Below are 25,277 nucleotides of genomic sequence, written 5' to 3'. Positions count from 1 at the left end.
CGGCTTTTTTCGCAAGGATGTTCGGCAGGGAAGGGCTGGATGAATTTAAGCCTGTTCAAAAGCGGGGAAATGTGTTAGAGTAATTCATGTTTTGGCCAAAGGGGCCAGGGCCGCGGTTCGTAACCATCCCGCGTAATCAAAACTAGGAAGGCAGTGTAAATAGTATGTTTAATTTAGGGTGGGGAGCGCTGTTCGTTCTCGTAACTTATGGATTTTTCCTGTTATGTTATCGTTTGTTCGGCAAAAAAGGGCTGTATGCCTGGATCGGCGTAGCGACGGTCATTGCCAACATTCAGGTGACGAAGACGATCGATATTATGGGGATCGTGCTGACCTTAGGCAATACGATGTATGTCAGCATGTACCTGACCAGCGACCTGTTGAATGAGAGGTATGGTCCGGGCGAGGCGCGGAAAGCGGTGTGGTTCGGATTTTTTACGCTGATCATGACCACGGTATTGATGCAGATGGTATTGTTCTTTGATCCGGCATCGACGGATTTTGCCCAGAAACCGATGGAGATCCTGTTCGGATTGCTGCCGCGATTGGCGCTTGGAAGCCTGACGGCCTACTTTATCAGCCAATTCCTGGACGTGCGGCTTTATAGCTGGCTGCGCAAGCTGTTTCCGGGACGGAATCAGCTGTGGATTCGCAACAACGGAAGTTCGATCATCAGCTCTTTCGTGGATACGCTGGTGTTCTGCACCATCGCGTTTGCGTTTATCTATACATGGGACGTATGGATCGAGATTTTCCTGACGACGTATGTCATCAAATTCGTGCTGACCGCCGTGGGGACGCCGTTCCTGTACGTTGCCAGAAATTTCGTGTTCAAGGACGAGCCGGTTGCACCGGTTCAAACCAAGGACATGAACGACACGCGCATGTTCTAAAACATAAAAAGTGCCGCAAGACGATGAATGCCACGCATTCGGTCGTTTTGCGGCACTTTTTCAATTTGACGCGAAATGCATGCAGATTGCGCCAGTGAGTCAAAGGGCCGATCAGGCTTTAGTCCGTGAGCACCTGCAGTTCTTTCGGATAGCTGGTCAGCACCTCAACCCCAGCGTCGGTCACGAGCACGTCATCTTCAATGCGCACGCCGCCAGCGCTGACATAAATGCCAGGCTCGATCGTAAACACCGTTCCTTCCTGCAGAATGTCCAGGTTCTGTCCATGCAGGGATGGATATTCGTGTACGTCGATGCCGAGACCGTGTCCTACGCGGTGCATAAACCGTTCGCCGTATCCTGCTTCTTCGATGACTTGGCGGGCGGCACGGTCCACTTCCGCGCAGGTAATGCCGGGTTTCACGGCACGAATGGCCGCTTCGTTGGCTGCAAGCACCGTATTATAGATGGTTTTCAGCTCCGGCGAGATGTCGCCAAAGGCAAAAGTACGGGTAATGTCGGATGCATAACCCCCGGCATATACGCCCATATCGAACATCAGCAGGTCTCCGTGCTGCAGTTTACGGTCACCCGGCGTGCCGTGCGGCAGTCCCGTTTTGGGACCGGTCAATACCATCGTGTCGAAGGATGGGCCGTCGGCGCCCAGTTTCTTCATTTGATATTCCATCTCGGCGACCAGCTCGATTTCGGTAACGCCTGCACGTACGTGGGAGAGACCTTGGCGCAGCACCTCTTCGATCAGATGAATGGCATGGCGCATCCGGGCCACTTCTTCCGGCGATTTCTTCACGCGCAGCGCGCGCAGCAGCGAACCGACGTCTTCGAAGCGGGCCGAGCCGAGAGCGGCGGCCAACTGCTCGTAACGGGATACCGTCACGTATTCTTTTTCGAGACCGATCCGTTCCAGCCTGCCTTGATAACGTTGCAGCAGGTGATATGGATTGTCCGTGTCCGAGTGCGTTACAATGTTTTTGACCGAAGAAGCGGCTGATGCGGCATCCGCATCCAGGGCAGGCACGATCAGCAGCGGCTCCTCGCCGCGGGCGAGCACCAGGCCGAGAAAGCGTTCATGCGGATTGCTTGCAAAGCCGGTCAAATAATAAATATGCTTCGGATCAGTGATCAGGACAGCGTCAAGGCCGTTCGCCGACAGATCGGCTTCCAGGCGGGATAATGGGGTTGATGTCATGATTAGAACGTCCACCTTTCATATGTACATCGTTTTATTATAAGAGATGTTCGCAAAATTCCCAAATAGTTGCTTTCAATGGGAGGCGGCACTATGCGAAGAAGCCAAGCCCTCCATAGAGGACTTGGCTTCTTCGGCAGATGCGCGGATCGATTCGTATAAAATCGTCTGGCCGAAGCGGTGATTACCGCGCTTCCTCGGCCAGAGCTTTGATGCGCCCGCTTGGGTCTTGGGTATATTCCCCGCCGTGATAACACAGTACCTTGTCCAGCTTGAGGCCAGTCAGGCGGTTCAAGCTGCGCAGCGCTTCAGGCATGTCCGGGGTAACCGTCGGCGCAGGGCCGACCAGTTCGTCGTCCACCACCCGGAGTTCGTCGGCCGCCAGAAGGAGATGTTGATCGCGAACATACAGGCAGATGTGCCCTGGCGTATGTCCTGGCGTATGGATGACCTGAATCCCGTCCTCGCCCTGAAGCGGCAGTATGTCCCCGTCCTGCAGGACGCGGGAGATTTGAATTTCGGGCAGCTGCGCAAGCAGCTGATCAGCGAGTTCGGCTATCGGTGCAGGTAGCAGTGCTATGCGTTCCGGCGTGAATTTGATCAACGGCAATTCGCCGTTCAGGTAAGGGACTTCTTCCGCATGTGCCAACACTTCCAAGCCGGGAACGGCGTCCAGCAGAGCGCCAAGGTTGCCGATGTGATCGATGTCCTGATGGGTAATGATAACGCGTTTGATATCCGACAGCTGCACGCCTTCCAGTTCCAGCGCAGCTTGCAGCTCCGCGAATTGTCCGATCATGCCCGTATCGATGAGCGTAATTCCGTCATTGTCGCGCAGCAGGACAGGATGGATCGGATTGAGGCCTGCCGGAGTAGGAATATGAAGTTGAAGCACGGTCAGGGATGGAATGGGTTTGTTCATTGATTCTCCGGAGCGGGGTCCGGCACACCTCCTTGGTTAGGTTTATAGTCTGCCGTCGGTTATGCCGGCCGGTATTTCAATTGTTTCCTGTATGCCTTCATCGTATCGAGAATCCACTCCAGGGTTCGGGAGGCATCGTGGTGATCTTTCATGACCGCAGCGAATTCAAAATGTTCAAGCATCAGCTTGTTTCTCAACTGAAACACCTGGACGATGGCTTCATCCGGCCGTTCCGACTCCTGCTTCGGTACCGGGGAGATATGCTGCTTTTTCAATTCGGCCTGAAGGATCTCGATGTTGGATCGGGAACGGTAGGCAGGAGTTTTCATCAATTGGACCGAATTGAAAGGCTGCTGGTACGATTGCTGGTACAACTCATGCAGCATGTGTTCGACAATGGTACAGCACTCGATGGTGATGGAAGCATATCTGCGATGCAAACGTCTTCGGGCCATTTCTCGGAGCTCTTCGTTCGTCCAATCGTCTTGTCGTGCAGACAAGGGGGATTCGGCCGTATGCCGCAGGTTTGCGTATTCCTTTTCCAGTCGTTTCAACTCAAGCTTGGCTTCTTTTTTGATTTTTTTGAATTGTTCTTTGCTCAGCATGTCATGTCCTCCCATATGAACCGGATGCGATGCTTCCATTATCTCATATTGTTCTTACGAATGCCTATCCCGCATAAAGCTATGCCAAATCGATAAGACCTTCGGGGTCAGGAGGTAAACGAATCATGTCCATAAAAACGGCGATCGTCACCGGTGCCAATTCCGGCATGGGACTCGCGACCACGATTGAACTGGCCAAACAAAACTACCGCGTTGTCATGGCTTGCCGCAGCGAAGAGCGGGGCCGACAGGCGCTTCAGGAAGCATTGCGCGAATCCGGCTCCACCCACATTGAGCTGATGCTGTGCGATCTGGGATCGCTGGATAGCATTCGCCGGTTTGCCCGAGGCTTCCGCGAACGCTACGACACCCTTGACGTGCTGGTGAACAACGCGGGCGTAGTCATGACGAAGCGCGAAGAAACGAAGGATGGCTTCGAACGATGCATCGGCATCAACCATTTAGGGCATTTTCTGCTGACCTTGCTGCTCATCGAACCGCTTAAGGCCGCGGAACAGGGAAGGATCGTCAATGTTTCCTCCGGTGCCTATAAGGCGGGCAAAATCCATTGGGACGATCCCCATCTGCGCCAAGGGTTTAATCCAATCAAGAGTTACGCCCAGTCCAAACTGGCGAACATTCTGTTCACGCGCATCCTGGCCAGGAAGCTGTCGCATACCCGGATTACGGCGAACAGCCTGCATCCCGGCGCGGTAGGCACAAGCATCGGCGTGAATCGGAACACCGGATTCGGCACACGCATCATGGCTTTTATGGGCAAACTGCCTTTTTTCCTTACGCCCGCAGAGGGGGCCAGAACGGCGATCTATCTGGCAACAAGCCCGGATGTCCAGGGCATTTCTGGCGCTTATTTCTACCGCGAAAAGGAACAGGAGCTGAAGCCCCACGTCCTAAATGATGCGGAAGCCGAACGCTTCTGGACATGGAGCGAGCAGCAAGTTGGCCTTGGGCCGGAAGAACGGCTGTAACCGTGCGGCGGCGTATCAGGCTTTGGCGCGAACGGCTGCCTGAATCTGCTGAATGACGGCATCGATGTCTTGCATGCCTTGATCGCCTTGCCCGTGAATGCGGACGGAGGCCGCCGATGCCAGCTTCTCTTGCTCACCTACGATAAGCGAATAAGGCACTTTTTGCAGCTGCGCTTCGCGCAGTTTGTAACCCAGCTTCTCGCTGCGCAAATCCGCATCGGCCCGAATGCCGGCTCCCCGCAGCCGCTGCAGCACTTCCATGGCATAGCCTGCATAATGGTCGGACACCGGGAGCAGCTTTACCTGAACGGGAGCCAGCCACAGCGGGAATGCGCCGGCATAATGTTCTGTCAGTATGCCGATGAAGCGGTCGATGGAGCCGTAGATCGCACGGTGGATGACCACTGGACGATGCTTCTGGCCGTCTTCGCCGACATAGCTCAGGTCGAATTTTTCGGGCATCTGGAAATCCAGTTGGATCGTCCCGCATTGCCAGCTGCGCTTCAGCGCATCGAGGATGTGGAAATCGATTTTGGGGCCGTAGAAGGCGCCGTCTCCTTCGTTCAGGCGGTACTTCACGCCGCGGCGTTCCAATACGTTTCGCAGTGCTTGTTCGGCTTGATCCCACAGCTCGGGCGATCCCATGAAATCTTCGGGCCTTGTGGACAGCTCGATCGCGTAATCGAAGCCGAAAATGTCGTACATCCGCCCGATCAGCGAAATCGCCTGGTTGATCTCGTCTTCAATCTGCTCCGGCAGGACGTAGAGGTGGGCGTCATCCTGACAGAATGTGCGCACCCTCATCATGCCGTTCAGCGCTCCCGAGAATTCGTGGCGATGCACCTGGCCGAATTCCATCAGGCGAATGGGCAATTCGCGGTACGAGTGCAGTTGATTTTTGAAAATGAGCATATGACCCGGACAGTTCATCGGTTTCAGGGCAAATGTGTCATCGTCCACGTCCGCGAAATACATGTTGTCTTTATAATGATCCCAGTGGCCGGATTGTTCCCAAAGCCTGTTGTTCATCATCAATGGCGTGCGAACTTCCTGATATCCGGCCTGCAGCTGCAGTTCGCGCGAGAATTGCTCTAATTCAGTACGGATCGTCATGCCTTTGGGCAGGTAGAAGGGCATCCCCGGCGCTTCCTCGGAGAACATGAACAACTCCAGCTCTTTGCCGAGCTTGCGGTGATCCCGCTTCTTGGCTTCCTCCAGCATTTCCAAATGGGCCTCCAGCGCGGCCTTGCTCGGAAAAGCAGTGCCGTAAATGCGCTGCAGCATTTTGTTGTCCGAGCTGCCCCGCCAGTATGCCCCCGCCACGCTCAGCAATTTGAAGGCTTTGATCCGGCCAGTCGAAGGCAGATGCGGTCCCCGGCACAGATCCGAAAATTCTCCCTGTTCGTAAATCGACAGCTCTATATCTGCGGGCAAGTCACGAATCAGCTCCAGTTTATAAGGCTCATCTTGTTCCTCGAACAAGCGGAGGGCCTGTTCCTGATCCAGCACGCGGCGCTTGATGTCCAGGTTTTCCCGGACAATGGCGTGCATTTCCTTTTCGATATCGGCCAGATCCCTTACGGACAACGTTTGATCCAGATCAATGTCATAATAAAATCCGTCTTCAATTACCGGACCGATACCCAATTTAACTTGGCTTGCGCCATAAAGACGTTTCAGTGCCTGGGCTAACACATGGGCTGTGCTATGCCGATATCGGCGAAGTCCTTCTTCGCTGTCCAAGGTTACGATTTCAAGTCGATCCTGGTGCGCCAAGACATAGTCCAGGTCGACATGTTGACCATTGACGATCCCGCCGATGGCTTGTTTGCCCAGGCTTGTGCTGATGGAAGCGGCCACGCCCCCGACGGAAACGCCTGCTTCAAAGACGCGACTCTCGGCCTGATTGAGGTAAATTTCGATGCGGCCCTCTGATGGGCTGGAAGAAAGCGAAGACGGTGAATGGCTGGCGGAATTGCCTTGTTTTTGTGAATGACTCATGTGGAAACACACTCCATTTTTTTAGAATTGGAAGCGCAAAAAAACACCCGTCCCGGAAAAAGGGACGAGTGCGCTCGGCTCGTGGTTCCACCCTGATTCGGCAATGAACTCCCGCCGCGGCCAGCCGCCGCAAGCAAGGTCTATTCATCACCCTCATTGGATCCGTTATCGGGGATCAGACGGCGAACTCTACTGGCGGCCGGCTGGATCTTGCGGAAGGCTCCGGAAGAAAGGCCGGGGTTCAAGCTCGCGGCTGCGGAGGGGTAACTTCGATCCGTTCGCTGAAGAAGGTTTCACCAATCCCTTCTCTCTCTGGGCAGCACGCAATCGAAATCATGTCTCCGGTCATTGCCATATATTCAGGTCATGACGAAGTCGGTCATGGGATGAATGTGGTTCAATTTTTTGGAACAGGTGTTATTGAGTGTCGATTATATAGACTGAAAAAGGAAAGGTCAAGGGGCAAGGTTCGATTTGTTTTTTGATTTTTCGTCCCATATTAACCAAATGATCGTTCCCTCATCAGGAGCGGACTGTACCTCGATCCGGCCTTTCATTGCTTCGATCAACCCTTTGGTTACCGCCATGCCAAGACCTGATCCAACATCCGATGTACCTGTGTCCGTACCGCGATAATAACGTTCAAACAGCTTCCATACCGTCTCCGGTTCCATGCCTCGTCCATCATCGGCAAACTGGATGCTGAATGCACCTGTTTGTTCTCCGGGATGCACAGTAACGACGAGCTTGGTCTCGGGCGGATTATGGAGAAGGGCGTTGGCAGTCAGATTATCCACGATTCGTTCGAACGAAGGGATATGCACAAGGCCATGCACAGGCACGTCGGAAGGTTGGAATGTGATACGATCCTCCCCGTATGCCGGGTTTTGTTCAGCGCGCTGGATGAGATCATGAAGCAACGTATTTACGTCAGTATTCTCCACGTCAGGTTGGTACCCCCCACTGCGCAATCGATAGGTCATTGCAAGGTCATTCACAAGCCTGTCCATATACATGGATTTATCCAGCATGATCCCCGCAAATTCCTTGACTTCCTCCTCGGTCCAGTTATACTTTTCTGCCTCAAGCATATGGGCATACCCCTGAATGGAGGAGAGGGGGGTCTTGAGATCGTGCGTGATGCCGGCAATCCATTCCTCCCGCAGCGACTCGGTTTGTTTGCGAAGCTCTTCATCTTGCTTCAACGTATGGGACAAAGCCTGCATGGAGTGAAGCACTTCAGCATACACGCGGTATTTTCGTTTCCACTTTCCGTTGCGGCGTTGGCTCCGGGGCACTCCCAAGGCTCCAGTGGGTTCTTCGTAATGTCCCCGCTCCAGGCGCTGCAGCCATTGGAGCATATGCAGCATGGGGGAACCGAAACGATTTGCATACCAAAAGGCAAGCAACATGAGTAAAACGATGACGGACAGGATCAAGACGATCAAAGTGGGCTCCAATATGAAATTGTAGGGGTTCTGGTCGCCTGGCAATGATGAGTCGCCGGGTACGCCGATCAGCCAGGTGGTTTCATTCTGTTCATCGTACCAGGTTGCCATGGATATGCCTGATCGACTGGGATAACGGACAAGCAGAATCAATTGCTGAAGGCTGTATTGGCTGGGCACGCCCATGGCCGGTTTGTTATAGGAGACGAGCTCGCGTCCGCTCGCGTCCAATACTTGAAGGTGAGCGTTGGCGGAATGAATGAGTTCCTGCGCATCGGGTTTGAGAACCAGCTTCCCGCTAGTGTAGGAATGATCTGGCCGTATTTGATCCAGCAAGGCTCTGGCCGAATTCCGTTCGCCGTATAACAGGGTGAAGTTCTTTCCGTTTTTCTCACGGATCAGGATGGTGAGCTGATAAGGAAACGGTTTTTGGGCTTCCCAATATGCAATTAATTCTCCCGGTTTATAGTGAGCAGGCACGTCGGCCGGGGTGTGGTAATCATCAATGGCGTAGCCCTGTTCGTCCAGGACTTGCAGCCATCCTTGATTTTTGTCGACCTGTTCCAGCAGCTTGGGATCATACTTTATCGTACCATCCGGCATAAACTCTGCGGTGTCGATCAACTGGTCAAGACCACTGTAGGCAAAATCATCGACCAGATTCACTTCATTTACTTTTTGCACGACCCAGTACGTGGCCAATGAACCAAGCAGGATAATAAGAAGGACCGTCCCGGCAAGCATTCCGATAAATCGGGTCATTAACCTGCGGCGAATGCTCATGGACGAGATCCGTTGTCCGACTGAATCAGTTTGTAACCCAGGCCGCGGACATTGACGAGAAACACAGGATTGGAAGGGTCGGCTTCGATCCGCTCCCGAATGCGGTGGATATGAACCATAACGGTGTTATCATCGCTTATGGCTTCCGAGCCCCATACCCGTTCATATAGTTCCGATTTGGTGAAGATGCGGTTGGGATGTTTGCAAAAAAAGAGCAGCAGTTGAAAAACAAGTGCCGGACAGGATACCGCTTGTCCTTCAACCTGAAGCTCGCCAGCCAGTTCGAGCACCTGAAATCGTCCAAAATCATACACTCCCTCCGGAATGTCGGGAGATGACGTAATTGCGTCAGGATTGCCTTTGCCTTGCTCCGGAATGGCTGCTGTTTTTGAAGGTAAGTATCGCTTCAATAATGATTTGATTCGGGCCACCACTTCGAGAGGGTTGAACGGTTTGATGACGTAATCATCGCCCCCGACGGCGAACCCGGTTAATTTGTCATAATCGGTGGTTCTGGCTGTTAGAAACAGGATGGGAGCATCGGTGACCTGCCGCAGAAAAGGACAGATTTCCAGCCCGCTTTTGCCGGGGAGCATGATGTCCAGCACGATGCAATGATAGGTCTTGCTGCTGCATGCTTCCAATGCGGCTTCGCCTGTCGTTACGGTATCGATATCCAGAAACTGCTCTTTAAGCAGAACGGTTTTGAGCATATGCAGAATAGCTTGTTCGTCATCCACAAGCAGTAATGAGACATGATTCATCATGGAATGAATGACCTCCTCGTACTTTCAAGACGTTTACTGCTAATCATACCATTCGGAAGACCTCTTGGGCTGCCTCCTGTCTTAACGGAACCTTAATTATGAAACGTCGGAAGCGTGACGAGTTTAGCTGGATGTAAGGAAGAGTTAGACGAAGGATAAGATTCATTTTGTACACTTAACGTAAACGTAGATTGATTAGCGGAAAGGAAGGTTGCAAGCTCAATGAACTTGTTGTGCAAAGGGTACCCGAAGAACGGCAAGAGCCGGGGGTTGGTTGCCATAGCGCTTGGAGGTTGTTTGATTTTGTCTGCCTGCGGTCATTCGGTAACGTCCGAACAGGTCGAACAGGCGGAGCAGCCAACAGTTGAACAGACATCCAGGCCGAATGAATCAAGTGAAAAAATCAATCAGGAACAGACTGCAAATCCGGGAGGGGACGCCATGGTAACGCCAGACAATTTCATAGATATACTGATGAACGGTTCGAAGGACGCAATCTATAGCCAGTTTACCCCTGAAATGAAGGAAGTCGTAACCTTGAATCAGTTCAAGGCGTCTGCCGAAAGCTTTCTGGAGGGGGTGACATCTTGGGATCAGGTAGTCGATGCAAAAATAGACCATTTAACGGAGTGTGCCTGGATGGACAAGGCAGGGGTCAAAGGGGTACGGGTGAATTTTACAGCGGACAACCAGATTGCTGGCTTGGTCATTCTGCCGCTGGAAACCCATGAGGATACCGACGTTAAATTTACCAAAACTGAGTTTCACTTCCCGTTAAAGGGGGAGTGGTTTGTTTTCTGGGGAGGCAACAACGTTTTGTCCAACTACCACTATGAGCATGAAACACAGCGCTACGCGCTGGATATCGTGCGCACGAAAGATCAATTAAGTTATCAAGGTGATGCAGCGGTAAACGAGAACTACTATGCTTTTGGTGAGCCGCTGTACGCGGCTGCAGACGGTACTGTCGTTGAAGTCAAGAACGATATTCCCGATAACTCGCCGGGCGTGATGAATGCTGAGGAGCCTGCGGGCAATTATGTGGTCATCGACCATGGACATGGAGAATACAGCATCACCGCACACATCAAGGAAGGCAGCATATCGGTCAAAAAAGGAGATAAGCTCAAGCAGGGAGACCAGATTGGCGAGCTTGGCAACTCGGGCAACTCCAGTGAAGCTCATCTGCATTTTCAGGTATCGGACGGTCCGGATCTGTTTACCTCTCGTTCAATCAACATTCGTTGGGCAGACCAGAGTCAGCAGATGACCCGGGGAAACACAGTGCAGGGGCTGCCCGAGTAAATTCGATAAATTCGTTTGTTCACTGTCCCGATGATTAAGGGTGACGTCGGCTTCTTTTCTCCGTTATAATATCCTCTATAATCAGAGGTTTGATTTGGAACGATGGAGGAGTAGAGATGAAGCTGGAACATGCGCAGATTGAATATGCGCGCCTTGAGGACTTGCCGAGGATCGTGGAGATTTATAATTCGACCATTGAGAGCCGTATGGTCACGGCCGATTTGGAGCCTGTGACGGTAGAACAGCGCATTCCTTGGTTCGAGGAGCATACCCCTGATCGTCGCCCCCTATGGGTAATGAAGCACAATGGTGAAGTCGTCGCATGGGCAAGCCTGAGTTCGTTTTACGGACGCCCGGCGTATGATGGTACGGTTGAGGTTAGCATATATGTGGACGAGAAAAGCCGTGGTCTGGGTGCTGGCGGCAGGTTGTTGAACACGGTTTTTGATGCATGCCCTGGATTGGGCATTACAACGATTCTCGGTTTTGTTTTTGGCCATAATGAGCCAAGCCTGGGACTGCTTCGCAAGTATGGTTTTGAACAGTGGGGTTATTATCCCGAGGTTGCCGTGCTGGACGGCGTGAAGCGGGATCTGGCGATTCTGGGCAAAAAGATTTAACCAGGACACCCTCGCTGAGGGGTGTTGATAAATAAACATGGAAGAAGGGTCGCCGAGATCGGTGGCCTTTTTTGCGTGTGCTGAATTTGCTTTGTTAAACAGGTTAGATGTGTCCGTTCCTAACGAATCACAGGCAAGCTATGTTGGAGTTTTTCAGGCCTTTAAACAGAGTACAGGGGAGAAGGTATGTCAGCTTTTATGCGGTCGGTCTGAAGTGGAAGATTTTGAGCAGTTATGGGCAATCTCAAAACGCAAAGCAATATAGCATCGATTTCACCTTGTTACCTGTAGTGAGTGCTGCTTGATATATAAAAATCCAAGAAAATCATGGAACGACAAAAAACCATCTCTAAAAAAAGATTGACGGTAAGGTCTATGCATTTTATAATCGGTAGCAAGTGACTTGATATGTGAGGAGTTCTGACATGACATGTTAGTAATTGATGAGGTATACCACCATACAGCATTGCAAATATCATCGTCCGATTTATTGTACCTTATCGAAAGGCTTAAGGTCAAAAAGGAAAATGAGATTGACTCACTCAAGCTTAAAATCGAGCAATTCGAACAGAAACGGCGGGCCGAGGAAATAGCTTACCAATCCCTCTCTCCTGTGCGCAAGTGGTTTACGGGCCGGCCGGCCTCCCATCACCAGGCTGTCGAATATATGGTACAGGTGAAGGAACGGTTCCGCAAGATGGAACAAATCAAACGGCGCATCCGCGAACTGGATCGAATTGCCCGGCAAATCGCGCATCCGGACATCATCGAGCGGGACGAAATCGAGCTTGCTCCCGACTTGATCCGAGAAATTCTGCAGCTTAGGGAAACGGAGGATGCACAGGCATGACGATAGAGATATTGGGCTCGGGCCTTAATACGATTTGGGTCGTGCTCAGCGCGGCCATGATACTGCTTATGGAGGGCGGGTTCGCCCTGCTTGAGGCAGGTTTTGTCCGATATAAAAACAGCGTGAACATTATTATGAAGGTGTTTGCTGACATTACGATCGGCACGCTGCTGTTCTATGCGATCGGGTTCGGGTTGATGTACGGCTCGGATGCCGGAGGCATTGTGGGTATCACCGGTTTTTTCCTGAACGGGGATCTTTCTCACCTGGAAGTTCCTGTATCGCTGGAGACATTTTGGCTGTTTCAGGCAGCATTCACGATTGCAGTCATTTCCATCGTGTCCGGTGCGGTGGCTGAACGGATCCATTTCAGGGCATATCTGCTGTACATCATTCTGATGACCGCAGTGATCTATCCGATCGGCGGCCATTGGGCCTGGGGCGGAGGCTGGCTGAGCAGCCTCGGCATGCAGGATTTTGCGGGTTCGGCGGTCATCCATGCCTTGGGCGGGTTCTCGGCACTGGCGGCAGCAATGATCATCGGCCCGCGCAAAGGCAAATATACGGCACAGGGCGTAAGTGCCATCGCGCTGCCGAGCAATTTGCCGCTGGCTTCCGTCGGCGCGTTTCTGCTGTGGTTCGGCTGGTTCGGCTTCAATGCCGGCAGCACGCTGAGCGCCACGGACGTGCGCATCGGCCATATTGCCATCGTGACGATGCTGTCCGCAGCGGCAGGCGGGGCGTCAACGCTGCTCTACACGCTGTTCCGCTATAACCGTTCTGATGCCCCTTCGGTCATCAACGGCTCCCTTGCCGGGCTGGTCGGCATAACCGCAGGGTGCGCTTTCGTTGGCGATCTGGCCGCCATTCTGATCGGCGCGGTCTCCGGCCTGCTTATGATGGCGGCCACGAATTGGCTGGATCGGCGAAAGATCGACGATCCGGTGGGCGCTTTTCCGGTCCATGCCGTTTCAGGCATGTGGGGCACGATTGCCGTCGGATTGTTTGCCACGGAAGGCGGCCTTTTTACAGGCGGAGGCTGGAAGCTTCTTGGCGTACAGGCATTGGGTCTAGTCGCCTTGGTGTTATGGGGATTCATCATGACCTGGCTTGGACTGAAGCTGATCGGTAAACTTGTTCCCGTTCGCTCGACCGAGGAGGAGGAGGAGCTTGGACTGGACATCAGCTACCATGGCGTCATGGCTGCTCACCAGTCGCATGAATTCCTGGACGGAGAGGAACATATTATCGGTTATCGGAACGGGCGGACCGATTGAAGACGAGGCATAGCGCCCGAACATACATGAAATGAAACCAAGACCAATGTCCGAATGAGCTCTCTGACAGAAGACCAATCTTGTGGCACATCTGCGTATATAGAGAAGTTCATAGATGTTGGTCTTTTTTTTGCTCCAGGCAGGGAAAAAAACGCAATCTCCAGAATATACATGTAGGAATCCGAATACGTCTCACCAGGGATGTCTTTGTCTGAGTCTGAGGAGGAGGAGCATAATGATTAAACCTGAACAATGTGAGCGTCTGAACCGCAAAGCACGTCAAGTGCTGGGGGACTACGGTCTTGATGCCGCTGCTGATCTTTTGTTGTCCGCTGGACGTTGGGGAATTCGCCTCGATGCAAACGCGCCGGACGAGTACCGGAGAACCGGGAACTCGCGTGCCGGAGGTGACCCTGATTTGCCGGACGATATGGAGTGGCCGGTGACCAAGGATGGAATTCCGATGACTTTTTTGGCCCAGTTGAATCTGGTGGATCTTACACCCTATACGCCGAATAACGGGCGGGGGAGCTTGCCGGAGCGCGGGATGTTATACTTTTTTATCGGCGTGGATGAGCCGGCGTACAATATCGAGCATCGTGTCATTTACGAGCCGAATACTCAAGATTTGAATCGGCGCACACCGGAAGGGAAAACCGCGCTGGACACTGAATTCGAGCCCCACTGCGTCACCGTGCTGCCTAATCTTGAACTACCTACATATGCCTATGTGGATACGAAAGCGCTGAACGCGCTTGCGGTTCCGTCATCCGGTCAGGATGATGCGGGCGAGGAGCTGTTTAACAGGTACATTGAATTCGAATCCGACTGGAACCACCCGAGCGACCAGACTTGGGGAGGCATGTTCGGGTATCCTGACGGACAGCATCCGGATGCGGAGCATCAGGCGCTGCTGCAAATTTTGTTGGGAGAAGAGTACGATTATAACGAGCAGGAATGCATGCGCAAGCTGAAGGCGCATTTTGATGGAGACGAACAGCGCGTAGCACGCGAGTTGGACGATACGCTGCTGCTGCTGAAGATGGATACCCATGACGGCATCGGCTTTCAGTGGTGGGACTGCGGCGAGCTTCAATTCTATATTCGCAAGGAAGATTTGCTGGCAGGCCGTTTTGAACGTACGTACTGTTCGATTTATTCCAGCTGATGTGCAGCGGCGTAGCGGAAATGAGAAACAAAAGCGCCCCTAATCCCGTCTAACGGGAGAGGGGTGCTTTTTTTGCCGGCTTTGTGTTTAACGAAGCGATTTTGTTTATATAAAAAGGAGGGATATTTTTGATTGTTATGCGATCGTATGTTCTGTATAATGTAATAAAAGGAAGTGTTTGCGTTGATAGAATCCGTGTTCAAACATATTGATGCTGCAATAGACTCGCTGCTTGACATCTGCGATCAACTGTCAGAGGAAGAGCTGGCCATGACTCCGATCGAAGGAAAGCGGTCTTTGGGAGAGCTGTTGTCGCATATGTCCTTGATCTGCCGAGCAGACTTATACATATCCGAAGGGGCCTCCCTTGCGCAGATGCAATCGTTTTATGAAACGAATTCCCCGCGTACAATCGACGAGATCAAGAAGGCGTTTTTGCATAACAGGAAATATTTGCACTTGAGATACTGCCGATTTACGACCGAAGACCTGTTAAAGGTAACGGAATCGTATTGGGGAGCCTCGTATAGCCGTCTGGAGTGGCTGCTTGAAATCATGGGCCACCTTTATCATCATAGGGGGCAGCTGTACACCATGCTTGCTTTGACCGGCAAGGAACAGAAAGTGGCGGTTCTTCAATGAATAACTTGGTCTTTTGAGGGATGGAGTTCCCGGTCTTCCGGAAAAGGGGAATTCGTTCATTTTGAAAAGGTAAATACATAACATTTGTACATCATTTGGTACATCATTTAGTACATATATAAACCGCAAAAAACATACACACGTTAACGGAGAGGCAGAACCAATCTGAAGAAGCGGAGCGGTCTAAAAGCTTTCTGAAAGAAAGCTGCTTCGGAAGCATAGGCTTTTCAGCGGATTTTCCCTTAGAAAAAGGGGATTGGAAAAATCCAGGGATAACAACGATCGGAAATGGTACTGCACTCGCAGTGCCTTGATGTGATTCATTATTGCGGTTTATATAGGCAAGGATGCAGGTATATTGGATTTGAATGAACCATAACGGAGTTGGGAGGAAATCGAATTGGAACTGGGCAATTCACATGACCGATTGCTGGATGCGCTAAGGGTTGTGCCGGAATTACGGCAGGCCACGGCGATTGAGCCGATTTTGAAAGGGTACTCGCCGGACCGGAAGTTCAAAGTGACTGTTCCCTCGCAGGGCCAGTATCTTGTACGTACCTATGATTCGAGCCAAGAGTCGAAGAAACAGGCCGAGTTTCAATGGATGCACGGTGCCAGGCAGATAGGTGTGATGAGTCAGTTACCCGTAGCGATGGGGAGGCTGGATGAGGGACAAGGGTATATGGTACTGAGCTATATTGAAGGCGAGGATGCTTCTGACGTACTCCCCCGGTTATCGGAGAAAGTACAACGGGATATCGGAATGCAGGCCGGCGCGCAGTTGAGAATGCTCCATCGCCTTCAGGTTCGGGATCAGCCCGAATCATGGTTTGTCCGCAAAAGCAAAAAGCATCGACGCTATATGGAGAAGTATGTTCAATGCCCCATCGTGATGAAACGGGATGAATCCATCCTGGCCTTTATTGACAGCCGCTTGCATTTGATGAAACATCGTCCGGATCGGTTTCAGCACGATGATTTTCATCCTGGAAACCTGATCGTAAAGGATGGCAGATTAGCCGGGATCATCGACTTTAGCCGTTTTGATCAAGGCGACCCGATACACGAGTTTTTGAAACTGGGATTGTTCGGGGTAGAAGCCAGCATTCCCTATGCCATTGGACAAGTGGAAGGTTATTGTGGGGGGAACCGGCCTGATGAGACGTTCTGGGCGTTGTATTCGTTGTACTTGGCGATGGCGCTTGTCTCCTCGGTGGTCTGGATTCAACAAGTGAAGCCGGAGGAAACGGATGACATGATGGCCAAGATCGAGCGGGTTCGCGAGGAACATGACGATTTTCGCAGAATCGTTCCCCGGTGGTATAATGAATCATCATGAATCGTGGAACGAAAGGAATAGTGACGTGGCAGAGCCAGCAACCATTTTGCTCGTGGATGACGAGCATGAAATCATCAAATTGATGGAAATTTATTTCGGTAACGAAGGGTACCGGATTCTTACGGCCCATGACGGGGGCGAAGCCCTTGAACAATTGAGAAAAGAGCGGGTGGATCTCATCGTCCTCGACGTGATGATGCCCAACATGGACGGCATTGAAGCATGCATGAAAATTCGCGAGGAACAAAAAATGCCGATCATCATGCTTTCCGCCAAAAGCATGGATATGGATAAAATCATGGGGCTGAGCATCGGAGCTGACGATTATGTCACGAAGCCGTTTAATCCTTTGGAACTCGTGGCTCGGGCAAAATCGCAGCTGCGCAGATACTACCAATTTAATGAAGGCCGGGAAAAAAGGAAGCATGAGCTCACCATCGACGAATTGGTCATCAATACCGATACGCATGAAGTGTGGGTCGATGAACAGCCGGTTCATCTTACGCCGCGCGAGTTTGCGGTACTCGAATTGTTGGCCCGTCACCAAGGCTCTGTGCTCAGCATGGAGCAAATATACCAACAGGTCTGGAAAGAAGAATACATGGAATCAAGCAATACGGTGATGGTACATATCCGCAAAATTCGCGAAAAGATTGAACCGGACAAAAAAAATCCGAAATTCATCCAGACGGTGTGGGGCGTCGGCTATAAAATGATCAAACCACAATAAAACAATGGCACGTCCGTCGTTTGTATAATGTTGCGTGAATGGTACGCGCAGGGAGTTGCATCATGAATTCAAAGTTGATAAATACGGTACGCTGGAAGTTCATCTATGCCTTTTTGCTGAGCGGCATTCTAACAGCAGCCATTTTGTACGGGGGAAACCTGATTGTGCAATCCATACTTGCAGCGCAAACATATCCGAACTATTCTGCCCCCGCACGGGGAATTCGGTGGTTGATCAACTACATCGGGTCCGTCCCGCTCATGATTGTGGTTGGCGTTCTCGGCTTTGTGTTGTTTTTCTTTCTGTTGACGCGCAGAATTATGCTTGTGCTGGACGAGATTACGGAAGGCATTCAGGAAGTGGCCAAGGGTGAATTGGCCCACCGGATCGAGGTGAAGACGTCGGACGAGTTCGGCGTGGTTGCTGCAAGTATCAATCAGATGGCTGAGCGGCTGGAAAAGTCGCTGCAGGAGGAACGCAGCGCCGTTGCTGCCAAAAATGAGCTGATTACAGGCATTTCCCATGACCTGCGGACACCGCTGACGTCCATTCTCGGATTTTTGGAGTATATTGAGAAGGATCGTTATCGGGACGAAATTGAGCTTCGTCACTACGTCAGCATTGCCTACGACAAATCGTTGACGCTGCGCAAGTTGATTGACGATTTGTTCGAGTATACCCGCGTAAGCGGGGGAGGATTGCCGTTATCCTTTGTTCCGCTTAACCTTTGGCCTTTTTTGATGCAGCTTGCGGAAGAATTCGCGCCAATGCTGGAAGAGGCGGGCATGACCTATAGCTTTGTTGGCGACCAGCAAGAGGTATGGATTGAGGCTGCCCCGGGAGAGTTGGTGCGCGCATATGAGAATTTGCTCAGCAATGCGATACGCTACGGGGCGAGAGGAAAACTTGTGGAGATCGCGATTGCTGCCGAAGAGAACGAAGCCGTGGTGCGAATCAGCAATTATGGCGATCCGATTCCTGCCCAGGACTTGCCTCATCTGTTTGAACGGTTCTATCGGGTGGACAAATCCCGGTCGCGTGAAACGGGTGGGACAGGACTTGGGCTCGCGATTGCCAAATCGATGGTCGAGCTGCATCATGGCACGATTATGGCGACAAGCGAGAACGGTCGAACGGATTTTGTTACCCGTTTTCCGCTCGTTTTAAGAAAATGATAAGAAGTTCCCCGCTTCTTCGTTAAGAAACATCCGGTATCTTTATATCCATGAGTTGTAAATGACTACGCTATGGAGGAGGATACCTGAATGAACAGACGGATGGACAGCGTAAGGAGCAGGTATGCATACATTTGCGGAGCGAGTGCACTTCTCAGTGCGGCGCTCCTGTTTGTCATGGCTCAAACGTTTGAATTCATTTATCGTCATGTACTTGTCGGGGACGGATCGTTGTCCCGCATCGTTCACTGGGTGATCAATCACATCGGGAGAACTCCGCTTCTTTTTGTAGGCGGGGCAGTTCTGTTTATGCTGTTTTTTTGGATTCGTTCCCAGAAGGTTAGCGCCGATCTGGAGCAAATTGCCCGGGGCACGCACGATATGGCGCACGGCAGGATGCCCAAGACGATCGAAGTGATGAGCGGAGGAGAGCTTCGGCAAATCGCCGCTGATCTGAATGAAGTGGCTTATCGGTTGCAAGAGGAGCAAGGAGCTTTTCATGCAGAGGATACATCTCCAATTGAACATGTTGACGCGGTAGCGGATGCAGGCCCTACGACAAATGTCCCTGTGCAGCTTACGTTGTACGGAATTCGATCCTCTCTCACCGAAGTGTTGGAAGGACGTTGTCGTGATGAGGCGGAGATCCAGCATTGGGTCCGGCTGGCCTATGAGCAGACCGTGCTGCTTCAACATGCGCTGGAAGACGCGGAGCGGCAGGGGGCAGACGATATGGCTCGCGAACGATCGCTGCATCGGGACACGGGATGTTGAAACGAATGCACAAGCGTTGGGTGTACCGGATTTATGATGTATCCGTTCTAATCGTGTTTTTGATGGCGATGGCTTGCGCCTATATGTTGATTTACGGTGAGGTGGTGGTGCGCGGCAATCCGCCCGCATTATCCAAGGTTTCTTCAACGACGATCCTTAACGCGGAGGATGAAGAAGTAGCGAAGCTGCGTACCGGCTATAAGGGATATGCGGAGTATGCCCGTTTGGAGGAAATGCCGAAACTGCTCATCGATGCGTTCCTTGCCACGGAGGATCGGCGCTTCTATAGTCATCATGGAATGGACGTCATCGGAATTGGCAGGGCGCTGCTGCAAAATACGCTGCATATGGATATGAGTCAGGGCGGGAGTTCCATTACCCAACAACTGGCCAGGAACCTGTATTTGAATGGCAACAAAACGCTCATTCGCAAAGTGAATGAAGCGTCCATTGCCTTTGCGCTCGAAAAGAGGTATGCCAAGGATGACATTCTGGAAATGTACCTGAACCGCATTTATATGGGTCGCCAGCAGTACGGCGTGAAGGCTGCTGCCTGGAGATATTTCGGGGTAAGGGATCTGAACGAGCTCAGCATCGGACAGATTGCCTCGTTGGCTGGAATGCCCAAAGGTCCTTCGATTTACAATCCTGTCGATGACCCTCGGCGATCGGAGCAAAGAAGGGACGTCGTTTTGACCATTATGCACGAGCAAGGCCTGATTACAAGGAGAGAGATGGAAGAAGCAAAGCGTGCCGAATACGAAACGTCGTCATCGAAGGCGGCAATGGACGAGGATGGGGAACCGGCCTACATATCTGCTCTGGATGCGGTATTGGAGGAAGCATCGCAGTTGACGGGCAGAAGCAAGGAACAGATTCAGAATGCCGGATGGACGATTCGCACAGGCCTGGACGATACGGCCCAACTTGCGATGGAAAACGTGTTTCAGGACTCGTCCCGTTTTCGGGACGACCGGGCGGATGAACAGGTGCAAGCGGGTATGGTTATCGTGGATCAACATAATGGGGAAGTAAAAGCCATGATGGGGGGCCGCGATCCGGTCGCAGGGGGCATCAACCGTGCCACGGCGGATGTCAGGCAACCAGGCTCTGTTTTCAAACCCGTGATTGCGTACGGTCCAGCGCTCGAATCCGGGAGGTATTCGCCGAACAGCATGCTGCCCGATAAACCTCTTCGTTACGGCGGCTACCAGCCCCGCAACCCGGGAGGGCATTATCGCGGGAGCGTGACCATGATGCAAGCGGTGGAGAAGTCGATCAACAGTACGGCAGTATGGCTGGTCAACGAAAACGGGCTGGATGAATCGCGACAGTTCGCGGAACGGTTAGGCATCGCACTGGGGGATGAGGACCGGAACCTGTCCATTGCACTCGGTGGACTCCATAAGGGGGTATCACCGTTGAAGATGGCCCAAGCTTATGCCGTATTTGCCAATGGAGGCAAATTCAATACGGCGCATCTGATTCGCGATATTACGGATGCTCAGGGAAAGAAAGTGGTTGAGTACCGGCCTGAAAACAAATCGGTGATCTCTTCCCGAACTGCTGCGGAAATGACGAAGATGCTGCAACGCGTAGTCAGCCAAGGCACAGGGAAACGGGCCCGGCTAATCGGTCATCCGGTTGCAGGCAAAACGGGAACGACTCAGGCGGGGGTTTCCGGAGCCGGGCAGGGAGCGAACCGGGACTTGTGGTTTGCGGGTTATACGGATCGTTGGACAGCCGCTGTATGGATGGGGTTTGACCATACGGATCGCGATCATTACATGACGGCCGGCAGCGGCGATGCGGCAGAGCTCTTCGCGGCAGTCATGAAGCGTGCGCTGCCGTAAAACGCGTTTTTTCTTCATCTCAGAAGTGCTCGTGCCATGTTGAACCTGTTGTACAGATTACGCTGCAACAACAGCCCATACGAACAGAAAGCCAATCTGTTCCTATGGGCTGTTTGACATGCGTGAAGCTTCGAAAACAAAACATTATCGTTTGGCGTGCGCAGACCTGGAGGACAACCGCCGGATGGTTTGATTCAGCACCTCGGATAATACGAGTCCTACCGCAATCGCTCCTGACAACATCAACGCTTTGGCGGCCATCTCCATGGCCGTGTTGTAGTCGTTTTGCACGAAATTGCGCATGGCGTTGTAGGCAAGCCCCCCTGGGACGAGCGGGATGATGCCTGCGACGCTGAAAATAATGACGGGAGACCGGAACATGCGGGCAAACCATTGGCTGATGACGCCGACCGCGATGGTGGCCGCAAGCGTTGCGGGTACGGCATCTGCGGCATATTCCAGCGCAACATAGATTAGCCAGCCGATCATGCCGACGAAGCCGCCGTGGAGAAGCATGCGCCGTGGCGCATTGAAAATGATGCCGAACGCAGCGGACGCGATAAAACTGGTCAGCGCTTGTTCCAAAACATGAAGCATACGTGCATTCCTCCGTGTTACGCCCAAAATGAAAATACGACTGCGATGCCCGTGCCGATGGCAAAGGCGGTCAGGAACGCCTCGGCCCCTTTGGACAATCCTGATACGAGATGTCCGGCCATCAGATCGCGCACGGCATTTGTGATGAGCAGACCCGGTACCAGCGGCATGACCGAACCGATAATGATTTTGTCCCGCTCATGTCCGGCGCCGATGTACACCAGCAGAAAGGCGAGCAGGCCAACGACAAACGAGGCGCTAAGCTCGGCGAAAAATTTGACCAATACGAGCCGATGAAAGGCGATGACTGCGGCATAACCGACGCCGCCGCACAAGAGGGCAGGCAGGAAATCGCCCCATGTGCCGCCGAACATAATCGTAAAACAACCGCTGGAAAACGCTGCAGCAGCTAACTGTACGGCCGTGGAATAGGAAGAAGGTTGTCCTTCGATCCGCTGCAGCAGCTCATAGGCTTCCTCCACGGTCAATTCCCCTTGGCCGATGCAGCGGGAGACGGCATTCACTTCAGACACTTTGTACAGGTTGGTCGTCCGTTCCGAAATGCGAATCAGCTTGGCCGGTTCGGTGGCGTCCGCCGAGAAAAAAATGCCTGTCGGCACGACATAACTATGGGAATGGGGCAGTCCCAGTGCCGCCGCCATACGTTTCATCGTATCTTCCACCCGGTAGGTTTCGCCTCCGCTTTGCAGCATGATTTTGCCCGCAAGCAGGCATATGGCGATAACGCGCGACTGCTCTGCAGCATGATTAGCAGGGGGAGTAGATTCCCTTGGATTTGAAAGAGACGTTTCAGGCTCTGATTGCATATATTTCAACGGGATCAAGCTCCGTTTCTGGATAGGATAAGGAGGCTGTTGCCGACCTTATTGTACCATATTTCAAGCGTGAACCAAGAATGCGTGCGCCTGCTTTGCATCCCCTTGTTTGATCCTTGGGGATTGTCCGAAGGATTGAGCAGCTGTTACATCCCCAAAAGCCCCGTCTCCGAAATGCTGCATTTCGGAGACGGAGCGATCGGACTGGCGTGTCGGGGAGAAACGGCGTCACATCAATTACATCAGCAACGTAATGACCAGCAGCTCATACAGCACCAGAGGCAGGATGGTTGGACCGAACAACGCGCGCGGCTCCGGATATCCATGCATGGGCGTAACCTGAAGGTAAAGGATGCCGCGGTCGGCGCTGACAATGACGCCTTCCCAGACCTGCCCGTCAATGTTCTGGACTTGAACCTTCCGGCCGGTATACTGGCGAACGGTCTGATGAAGCGCATTTCGCGTCTGTTGGACCGATTGAAGCAATGGTGTATGGGCCTGATACACAATGACTGCTGTCGGCGTGGATGGCGTTTCGGACATAATGCACACCTCTTCCTCGTAATGGGTTCCTGCTTCAGCATATGCATTCGCCTATATAAAGGTGATTGGGCGTACATTGTATAAGTTTTGTTATTCCAGTGGAATATCCAGCGAAAACGGGGAACTGCTTTCCATCGGATATGATCCGATGCGCAGGGTTAGCTTGCCCTTGATGGAAGCACCGTTTTCAATGGTATACCATGCCACGGCTTCCCCTTGATCGGGGGCTTCCCAGCTCGTGTTGGGTATGTCGTAGTTTTTCCCTTGTTCGTCGGCAGCTGTGCTAAACGTCAGGGGAGAGACGCCGTTCTGGAAATGGGAAAGATGGAATTCAAGAACGCGATCTTTGCCTTTGACTTCGCTATCCGCAAACGTCAAACCTTTCGGCCCGCCTTCGAGGCGCCCTGTTTTGAGATCAATCGTGACATCCAAATCCGTTTTGTCCAGCGCGGATAACCCCGAACCCTGAAGCGTCAATTTCTTCGGAATCGCAAAGTACATGCTTTCAAAAAAGATGGAGCGCTCGTCACCACTGGATGTGGCCAGGTTGGTTCGCCATGCGCGCCCTTGCTCATCAACCAGCTGTAGATTGCGAAGACCGAAAATCTCCTTTGAATTGTCCGGGTCGAATTTGACGTCGAGCTTAAGTCGGGTGGGATAGAGTACAGCTTCGCCAAACTCGATTCGCTGGCCGTCGATCGTTGCGGTTTGGTGAATCGGAATCGTCTTTTTCATGCCCTTGGTAAGGCTGTAATCAACGGGGAACGTAACGCTCCAGGTTCCGGGTTGAGCTTTGTCTCTCGATTGGAATTGTATCGTGATTTTATCAGGCTTCACGGCTTCTTCCGACATGAATGCATCAATATATCCTTCATACGTATCCGTACTGCCGGTTTGTCTCGGGGATTCGTAACTCATCCCGACCGAAAGCCCTTCGCCATGTTCATCCTGCAATTGGATGTCGTACAAGCCGCCCTCGCGATTGCTTACCCCTTTCATCGTGTAAAAAATAACCATGCGTGCGTCATCGGTGATCACGCCGTTTACGGTCACAGAGATCCCGTCATGCTTGTCGGTGATATTCACCGTCTGTAACAATGACTGATCTACGGCCAACTGCAAGCCTTTGTCTTGGCGAATCAGGTTCACGATCCCTTCCATTCCCGGCAGCTGCTCCACAAACGAGGCGAATGCGGGCGACACGCGAATACAGCCCGTAAACAGCAGTATAATACATGCCGCCGAAAGCCCGCTCAGGCCCCAGCGAAGCCTGGACTTGCGATTCCGTGTAGCTTTGCGAATGCCCGATTGTACAGCAAGGTGAGCGATTTCATCGGGCACAGGGATCGCGTCATACTCCGCTTTGCGAGCATGCAGCCGCCGTTCCAACGCTTCGAACGTTTTATTTTCATCGGTCATAACGAGGTATCTCCTTTCGTATCCAAATGATTGCGCAGTTGGCCCAGTGCCCGATGCAGGCGCGATTTCACCGTACCGACCGGAATGTCCAGAATATCTGCAACCTCCGTCAGGGGAAAACCCTCAAAATAACTTAAAATAATGATATCCTTACAGCCCGGTTCCAGCGCTTCGATGGCTGCGGCGAGGTCGGGGTCCTGCGGCGTATCCCAGCTGCTTGGTTCAGCCGCGAGTGCGGCAAACGGGCTGAACCGATGCTTGCGTTTACGCTCGTCCGCGCAGTAGTTCAGCAGAATACGGACCAGCCATGTGCTGAAGAAGGCAGGTTCCTTTAATTTTTTCAGCTTGCGAAAGGCTCTGTAGGTGCATTCCTGGATCGCTTCGAGCGCGTCCCCTTCATTATGGAGATAAGCATAAGCGATCCGGTACAGCCGGTTCCGATGCAAGTCCATTAAGGCCGAAAAAGCCTCGGCATCCCCTCTCTGTGCGGCGACGGTCAATTCGGAAGGGGTCACAGGCTCTCCTCCTTTCGTG

Annotated in this window: 24 protein-coding genes; 13 read left to right on the top strand and 11 right to left on the bottom strand. The window is 52.4% G+C overall.

Annotation, left to right across the window (positions count from 1 at the left end):
* Positions 1 to 164 precede the first annotated feature (164 nt).
* Complete coding sequence (locus tag L6H98_RS10895) at positions 165 to 893, top strand: queuosine precursor transporter (protein WP_236415019.1); 729 nt, start codon at positions 165 to 167, stop codon at positions 891 to 893.
* Between the two features lie 118 nt (positions 894 to 1,011).
* Here L6H98_RS10895 and L6H98_RS10890 read toward each other — a convergent pair whose 3' ends face one another.
* The 3 genes from L6H98_RS10890 to L6H98_RS10880 all read right to left on the bottom strand — a co-directional run bounded on the left by L6H98_RS10890 (position 1,012) and on the right by L6H98_RS10880 (position 3,627).
* Positions 1,012 to 2,100, bottom strand: a complete 1,089-nt coding sequence (locus L6H98_RS10890; protein WP_236415018.1) for a Xaa-Pro peptidase family protein — start codon at positions 2,098 to 2,100, stop codon at positions 1,012 to 1,014.
* Positions 2,101 to 2,284: 184 nt separating this feature from the next.
* Positions 2,285 to 3,022, bottom strand: coding sequence for an MBL fold metallo-hydrolase (locus tag L6H98_RS10885; RefSeq protein ID WP_236415017.1), 738 nt, complete (start codon positions 3,020 to 3,022; stop codon positions 2,285 to 2,287).
* A 59-nt stretch (positions 3,023 to 3,081) separates the two neighbouring features.
* Positions 3,082 to 3,627 (bottom strand): hypothetical protein, encoded by a 546-nt coding sequence (locus L6H98_RS10880; RefSeq protein ID WP_236415016.1) that lies wholly within the window; start codon positions 3,625 to 3,627, stop codon positions 3,082 to 3,084.
* Between the two features lie 125 nt (positions 3,628 to 3,752).
* Between L6H98_RS10880 and L6H98_RS10875 the strand changes: the two genes are divergently transcribed.
* On the top strand, positions 3,753 to 4,616 hold the full coding sequence (locus tag L6H98_RS10875) for an SDR family oxidoreductase (RefSeq protein ID WP_236415014.1): 864 nt from the start codon (positions 3,753 to 3,755) through the stop codon (positions 4,614 to 4,616).
* 15 nt (positions 4,617 to 4,631) lie between these two features.
* Here L6H98_RS10875 and thrS read toward each other — a convergent pair whose 3' ends face one another.
* The 3 genes from thrS to L6H98_RS10860 all read right to left on the bottom strand — a co-directional run bounded on the left by thrS (position 4,632) and on the right by L6H98_RS10860 (position 9,612).
* Positions 4,632 to 6,617 carry a threonine--tRNA ligase gene (thrS, locus tag L6H98_RS10870; protein ID WP_236415012.1) on the bottom strand — a complete coding sequence of 662 codons (1,986 nt, stop codon included), beginning with the start codon at positions 6,615 to 6,617 and terminating at the stop codon, positions 4,632 to 4,634.
* A 455-nt stretch (positions 6,618 to 7,072) separates the two neighbouring features.
* Complete coding sequence (locus L6H98_RS10865; RefSeq protein WP_236415010.1) at positions 7,073 to 8,848, bottom strand: HAMP domain-containing sensor histidine kinase; 1,776 nt, start codon at positions 8,846 to 8,848, stop codon at positions 7,073 to 7,075.
* Positions 8,845 to 9,612 (bottom strand): response regulator transcription factor, encoded by a 768-nt coding sequence (locus tag L6H98_RS10860; protein WP_236415378.1) that lies wholly within the window; start codon positions 9,610 to 9,612, stop codon positions 8,845 to 8,847. The genes L6H98_RS10865 and L6H98_RS10860 overlap by 4 nt, the downstream gene beginning before the upstream one ends.
* 225 nt (positions 9,613 to 9,837) lie before the next feature.
* On the opposite strand from L6H98_RS10860, the gene L6H98_RS10855 reads away from it, so the two are divergent.
* The 11 genes from L6H98_RS10855 (at position 9,838) to L6H98_RS10805 (ending at position 21,348) form a co-directional block, all read left to right on the top strand.
* Positions 9,838 to 10,920: a peptidoglycan DD-metalloendopeptidase family protein gene (locus tag L6H98_RS10855; RefSeq protein ID WP_236415008.1), complete on the top strand. Its 1,083-nt coding sequence runs from the start codon at positions 9,838 to 9,840 to the stop codon at positions 10,918 to 10,920.
* A 116-nt stretch (positions 10,921 to 11,036) separates the two neighbouring features.
* Positions 11,037 to 11,540, top strand: coding sequence for a GNAT family N-acetyltransferase (locus L6H98_RS10850; protein WP_236415006.1), 504 nt, complete (start codon positions 11,037 to 11,039; stop codon positions 11,538 to 11,540).
* A 430-nt stretch (positions 11,541 to 11,970) separates the two neighbouring features.
* Positions 11,971 to 12,390: a hypothetical protein gene (locus L6H98_RS10845; RefSeq protein WP_236415004.1), complete on the top strand. Its 420-nt coding sequence runs from the start codon at positions 11,971 to 11,973 to the stop codon at positions 12,388 to 12,390.
* Entirely contained in the window at positions 12,387 to 13,667 is a 1,281-nt protein-coding gene (locus L6H98_RS10840; protein WP_236415002.1) for an ammonium transporter, read from the top strand. The genes L6H98_RS10845 and L6H98_RS10840 overlap by 4 nt, the downstream gene beginning before the upstream one ends.
* Before the next feature lie 235 nt (positions 13,668 to 13,902).
* The gene (locus L6H98_RS10835) at positions 13,903 to 14,835 is read left to right on the top strand and encodes a YwqG family protein (RefSeq protein WP_236415001.1); all 933 of its coding nucleotides are present in this window, start codon (positions 13,903 to 13,905) and stop codon (positions 14,833 to 14,835) included.
* A 183-nt stretch (positions 14,836 to 15,018) separates the two neighbouring features.
* Positions 15,019 to 15,477, top strand: a complete 459-nt coding sequence (locus L6H98_RS10830) for a DinB family protein (RefSeq protein WP_236415000.1) — start codon at positions 15,019 to 15,021, stop codon at positions 15,475 to 15,477.
* 400 nt (positions 15,478 to 15,877) lie between these two features.
* The gene (locus L6H98_RS10825; RefSeq protein ID WP_236414999.1) at positions 15,878 to 16,816 is read left to right on the top strand and encodes an aminoglycoside phosphotransferase family protein; all 939 of its coding nucleotides are present in this window, start codon (positions 15,878 to 15,880) and stop codon (positions 16,814 to 16,816) included.
* Positions 16,803 to 17,546, top strand: a complete 744-nt coding sequence (locus L6H98_RS10820) for a response regulator transcription factor (protein WP_236414998.1) — start codon at positions 16,803 to 16,805, stop codon at positions 17,544 to 17,546. The genes L6H98_RS10825 and L6H98_RS10820 overlap by 14 nt, the downstream gene beginning before the upstream one ends.
* Positions 17,547 to 17,608: 62 nt before the next feature.
* A complete protein-coding gene (locus L6H98_RS10815; protein WP_236414997.1) occupies positions 17,609 to 18,721 on the top strand; it encodes a HAMP domain-containing sensor histidine kinase in 1,113 nt (370 codons plus the stop codon).
* Between the two features lie 90 nt (positions 18,722 to 18,811).
* Complete coding sequence (locus L6H98_RS10810; RefSeq protein WP_236414996.1) at positions 18,812 to 19,495, top strand: hypothetical protein; 684 nt, start codon at positions 18,812 to 18,814, stop codon at positions 19,493 to 19,495.
* 5 nt (positions 19,496 to 19,500) lie between these two features.
* Positions 19,501 to 21,348, top strand: coding sequence for a PBP1A family penicillin-binding protein (locus L6H98_RS10805; RefSeq protein ID WP_236414995.1), 1,848 nt, complete (start codon positions 19,501 to 19,503; stop codon positions 21,346 to 21,348).
* Positions 21,349 to 21,492: 144 nt separating this feature from the next.
* Here the strand turns inward: L6H98_RS10805 and L6H98_RS10800 are convergent, their stop codons facing one another.
* The 5 genes from L6H98_RS10800 to L6H98_RS10780 form a co-directional block, all read right to left on the bottom strand.
* A complete protein-coding gene (locus L6H98_RS10800; RefSeq protein ID WP_236414993.1) occupies positions 21,493 to 21,945 on the bottom strand; it encodes a threonine/serine exporter family protein in 453 nt (150 codons plus the stop codon).
* Positions 21,946 to 21,962: 17 nt separating this feature from the next.
* Positions 21,963 to 22,781: a threonine/serine exporter family protein gene (locus tag L6H98_RS10795; RefSeq protein ID WP_236414991.1), complete on the bottom strand. Its 819-nt coding sequence runs from the start codon at positions 22,779 to 22,781 to the stop codon at positions 21,963 to 21,965.
* Positions 22,782 to 23,018: 237 nt separating this feature from the next.
* Positions 23,019 to 23,324 (bottom strand): acetyl-CoA acetyltransferase, encoded by a 306-nt coding sequence (locus L6H98_RS10790; RefSeq protein WP_236414989.1) that lies wholly within the window; start codon positions 23,322 to 23,324, stop codon positions 23,019 to 23,021.
* 90 nt (positions 23,325 to 23,414) lie between these two features.
* Positions 23,415 to 24,743 (bottom strand): DUF4179 domain-containing protein, encoded by a 1,329-nt coding sequence (locus L6H98_RS10785; RefSeq protein ID WP_236414987.1) that lies wholly within the window; start codon positions 24,741 to 24,743, stop codon positions 23,415 to 23,417.
* A complete protein-coding gene (locus L6H98_RS10780) occupies positions 24,740 to 25,258 on the bottom strand; it encodes a sigma-70 family RNA polymerase sigma factor (protein ID WP_236414985.1) in 519 nt (172 codons plus the stop codon). The genes L6H98_RS10785 and L6H98_RS10780 overlap by 4 nt, the downstream gene beginning before the upstream one ends.
* Positions 25,259 to 25,277: the final 19 nt, after the last annotated feature.

This window comes from Paenibacillus sp. JJ-223, assembly GCF_927798175.1.
In the GTDB taxonomy this organism is placed as follows: Bacteria; Bacillota; Bacilli; order Paenibacillales; family Paenibacillaceae; genus Paenibacillus; species Paenibacillus hubeiensis.
The sequence above is the reverse complement of the archived record's forward strand: the minus strand, read 5'-3'. Positions and strand labels throughout refer to the sequence as shown.

Excerpts from the sequence above, each read along its gene's own strand:
- L6H98_RS10820 (WP_236414998.1), top strand. The coding sequence starts at position 16,803 with ATGAATCATCATGAATCGTGGAACGAAAGGAATAGTGACGTGGCAGAG.
- L6H98_RS10880 (WP_236415016.1), bottom strand. The coding sequence starts at position 3,627 with ATGCTGAGCAAAGAACAATTCAAAAAAATCAAAAAAGAAGCCAAGCTT.
- L6H98_RS10865 (WP_236415010.1), bottom strand. The coding sequence starts at position 8,848 with ATGAGCATTCGCCGCAGGTTAATGACCCGATTTATCGGAATGCTTGCC.
- L6H98_RS10885 (WP_236415017.1), bottom strand. The coding sequence starts at position 3,022 with ATGAACAAACCCATTCCATCCCTGACCGTGCTTCAACTTCATATTCCT.
- L6H98_RS10850 (WP_236415006.1), top strand. The coding sequence starts at position 11,037 with ATGAAGCTGGAACATGCGCAGATTGAATATGCGCGCCTTGAGGACTTG.
- L6H98_RS10835 (WP_236415001.1), top strand. The coding sequence starts at position 13,903 with ATGATTAAACCTGAACAATGTGAGCGTCTGAACCGCAAAGCACGTCAA.
- L6H98_RS10845 (WP_236415004.1), top strand. The coding sequence starts at position 11,971 with ATGTTAGTAATTGATGAGGTATACCACCATACAGCATTGCAAATATCA.
- L6H98_RS10895 (WP_236415019.1), top strand. The coding sequence starts at position 165 with ATGTTTAATTTAGGGTGGGGAGCGCTGTTCGTTCTCGTAACTTATGGA.
- L6H98_RS10810 (WP_236414996.1), top strand. The coding sequence starts at position 18,812 with ATGAACAGACGGATGGACAGCGTAAGGAGCAGGTATGCATACATTTGC.
- L6H98_RS10840 (WP_236415002.1), top strand. The coding sequence starts at position 12,387 with ATGACGATAGAGATATTGGGCTCGGGCCTTAATACGATTTGGGTCGTG.
- L6H98_RS10805 (WP_236414995.1), top strand. The coding sequence starts at position 19,501 with ATGCACAAGCGTTGGGTGTACCGGATTTATGATGTATCCGTTCTAATC.
- L6H98_RS10785 (WP_236414987.1), bottom strand. The coding sequence starts at position 24,743 with ATGACCGATGAAAATAAAACGTTCGAAGCGTTGGAACGGCGGCTGCAT.
- L6H98_RS10860 (WP_236415378.1), bottom strand. The coding sequence starts at position 9,612 with ATGAATCATGTCTCATTACTGCTTGTGGATGACGAACAAGCTATTCTG.
- L6H98_RS10855 (WP_236415008.1), top strand. The coding sequence starts at position 9,838 with ATGAACTTGTTGTGCAAAGGGTACCCGAAGAACGGCAAGAGCCGGGGG.
- L6H98_RS10815 (WP_236414997.1), top strand. The coding sequence starts at position 17,609 with ATGAATTCAAAGTTGATAAATACGGTACGCTGGAAGTTCATCTATGCC.
- L6H98_RS10800 (WP_236414993.1), bottom strand. The coding sequence starts at position 21,945 with ATGCTTCATGTTTTGGAACAAGCGCTGACCAGTTTTATCGCGTCCGCT.
- L6H98_RS10890 (WP_236415018.1), bottom strand. The coding sequence starts at position 2,100 with ATGACATCAACCCCATTATCCCGCCTGGAAGCCGATCTGTCGGCGAAC.
- thrS (WP_236415012.1), bottom strand. The coding sequence starts at position 6,617 with ATGAGTCATTCACAAAAACAAGGCAATTCCGCCAGCCATTCACCGTCT.
- L6H98_RS10790 (WP_236414989.1), bottom strand. The coding sequence starts at position 23,324 with ATGTCCGAAACGCCATCCACGCCGACAGCAGTCATTGTGTATCAGGCC.
- L6H98_RS10875 (WP_236415014.1), top strand. The coding sequence starts at position 3,753 with ATGTCCATAAAAACGGCGATCGTCACCGGTGCCAATTCCGGCATGGGA.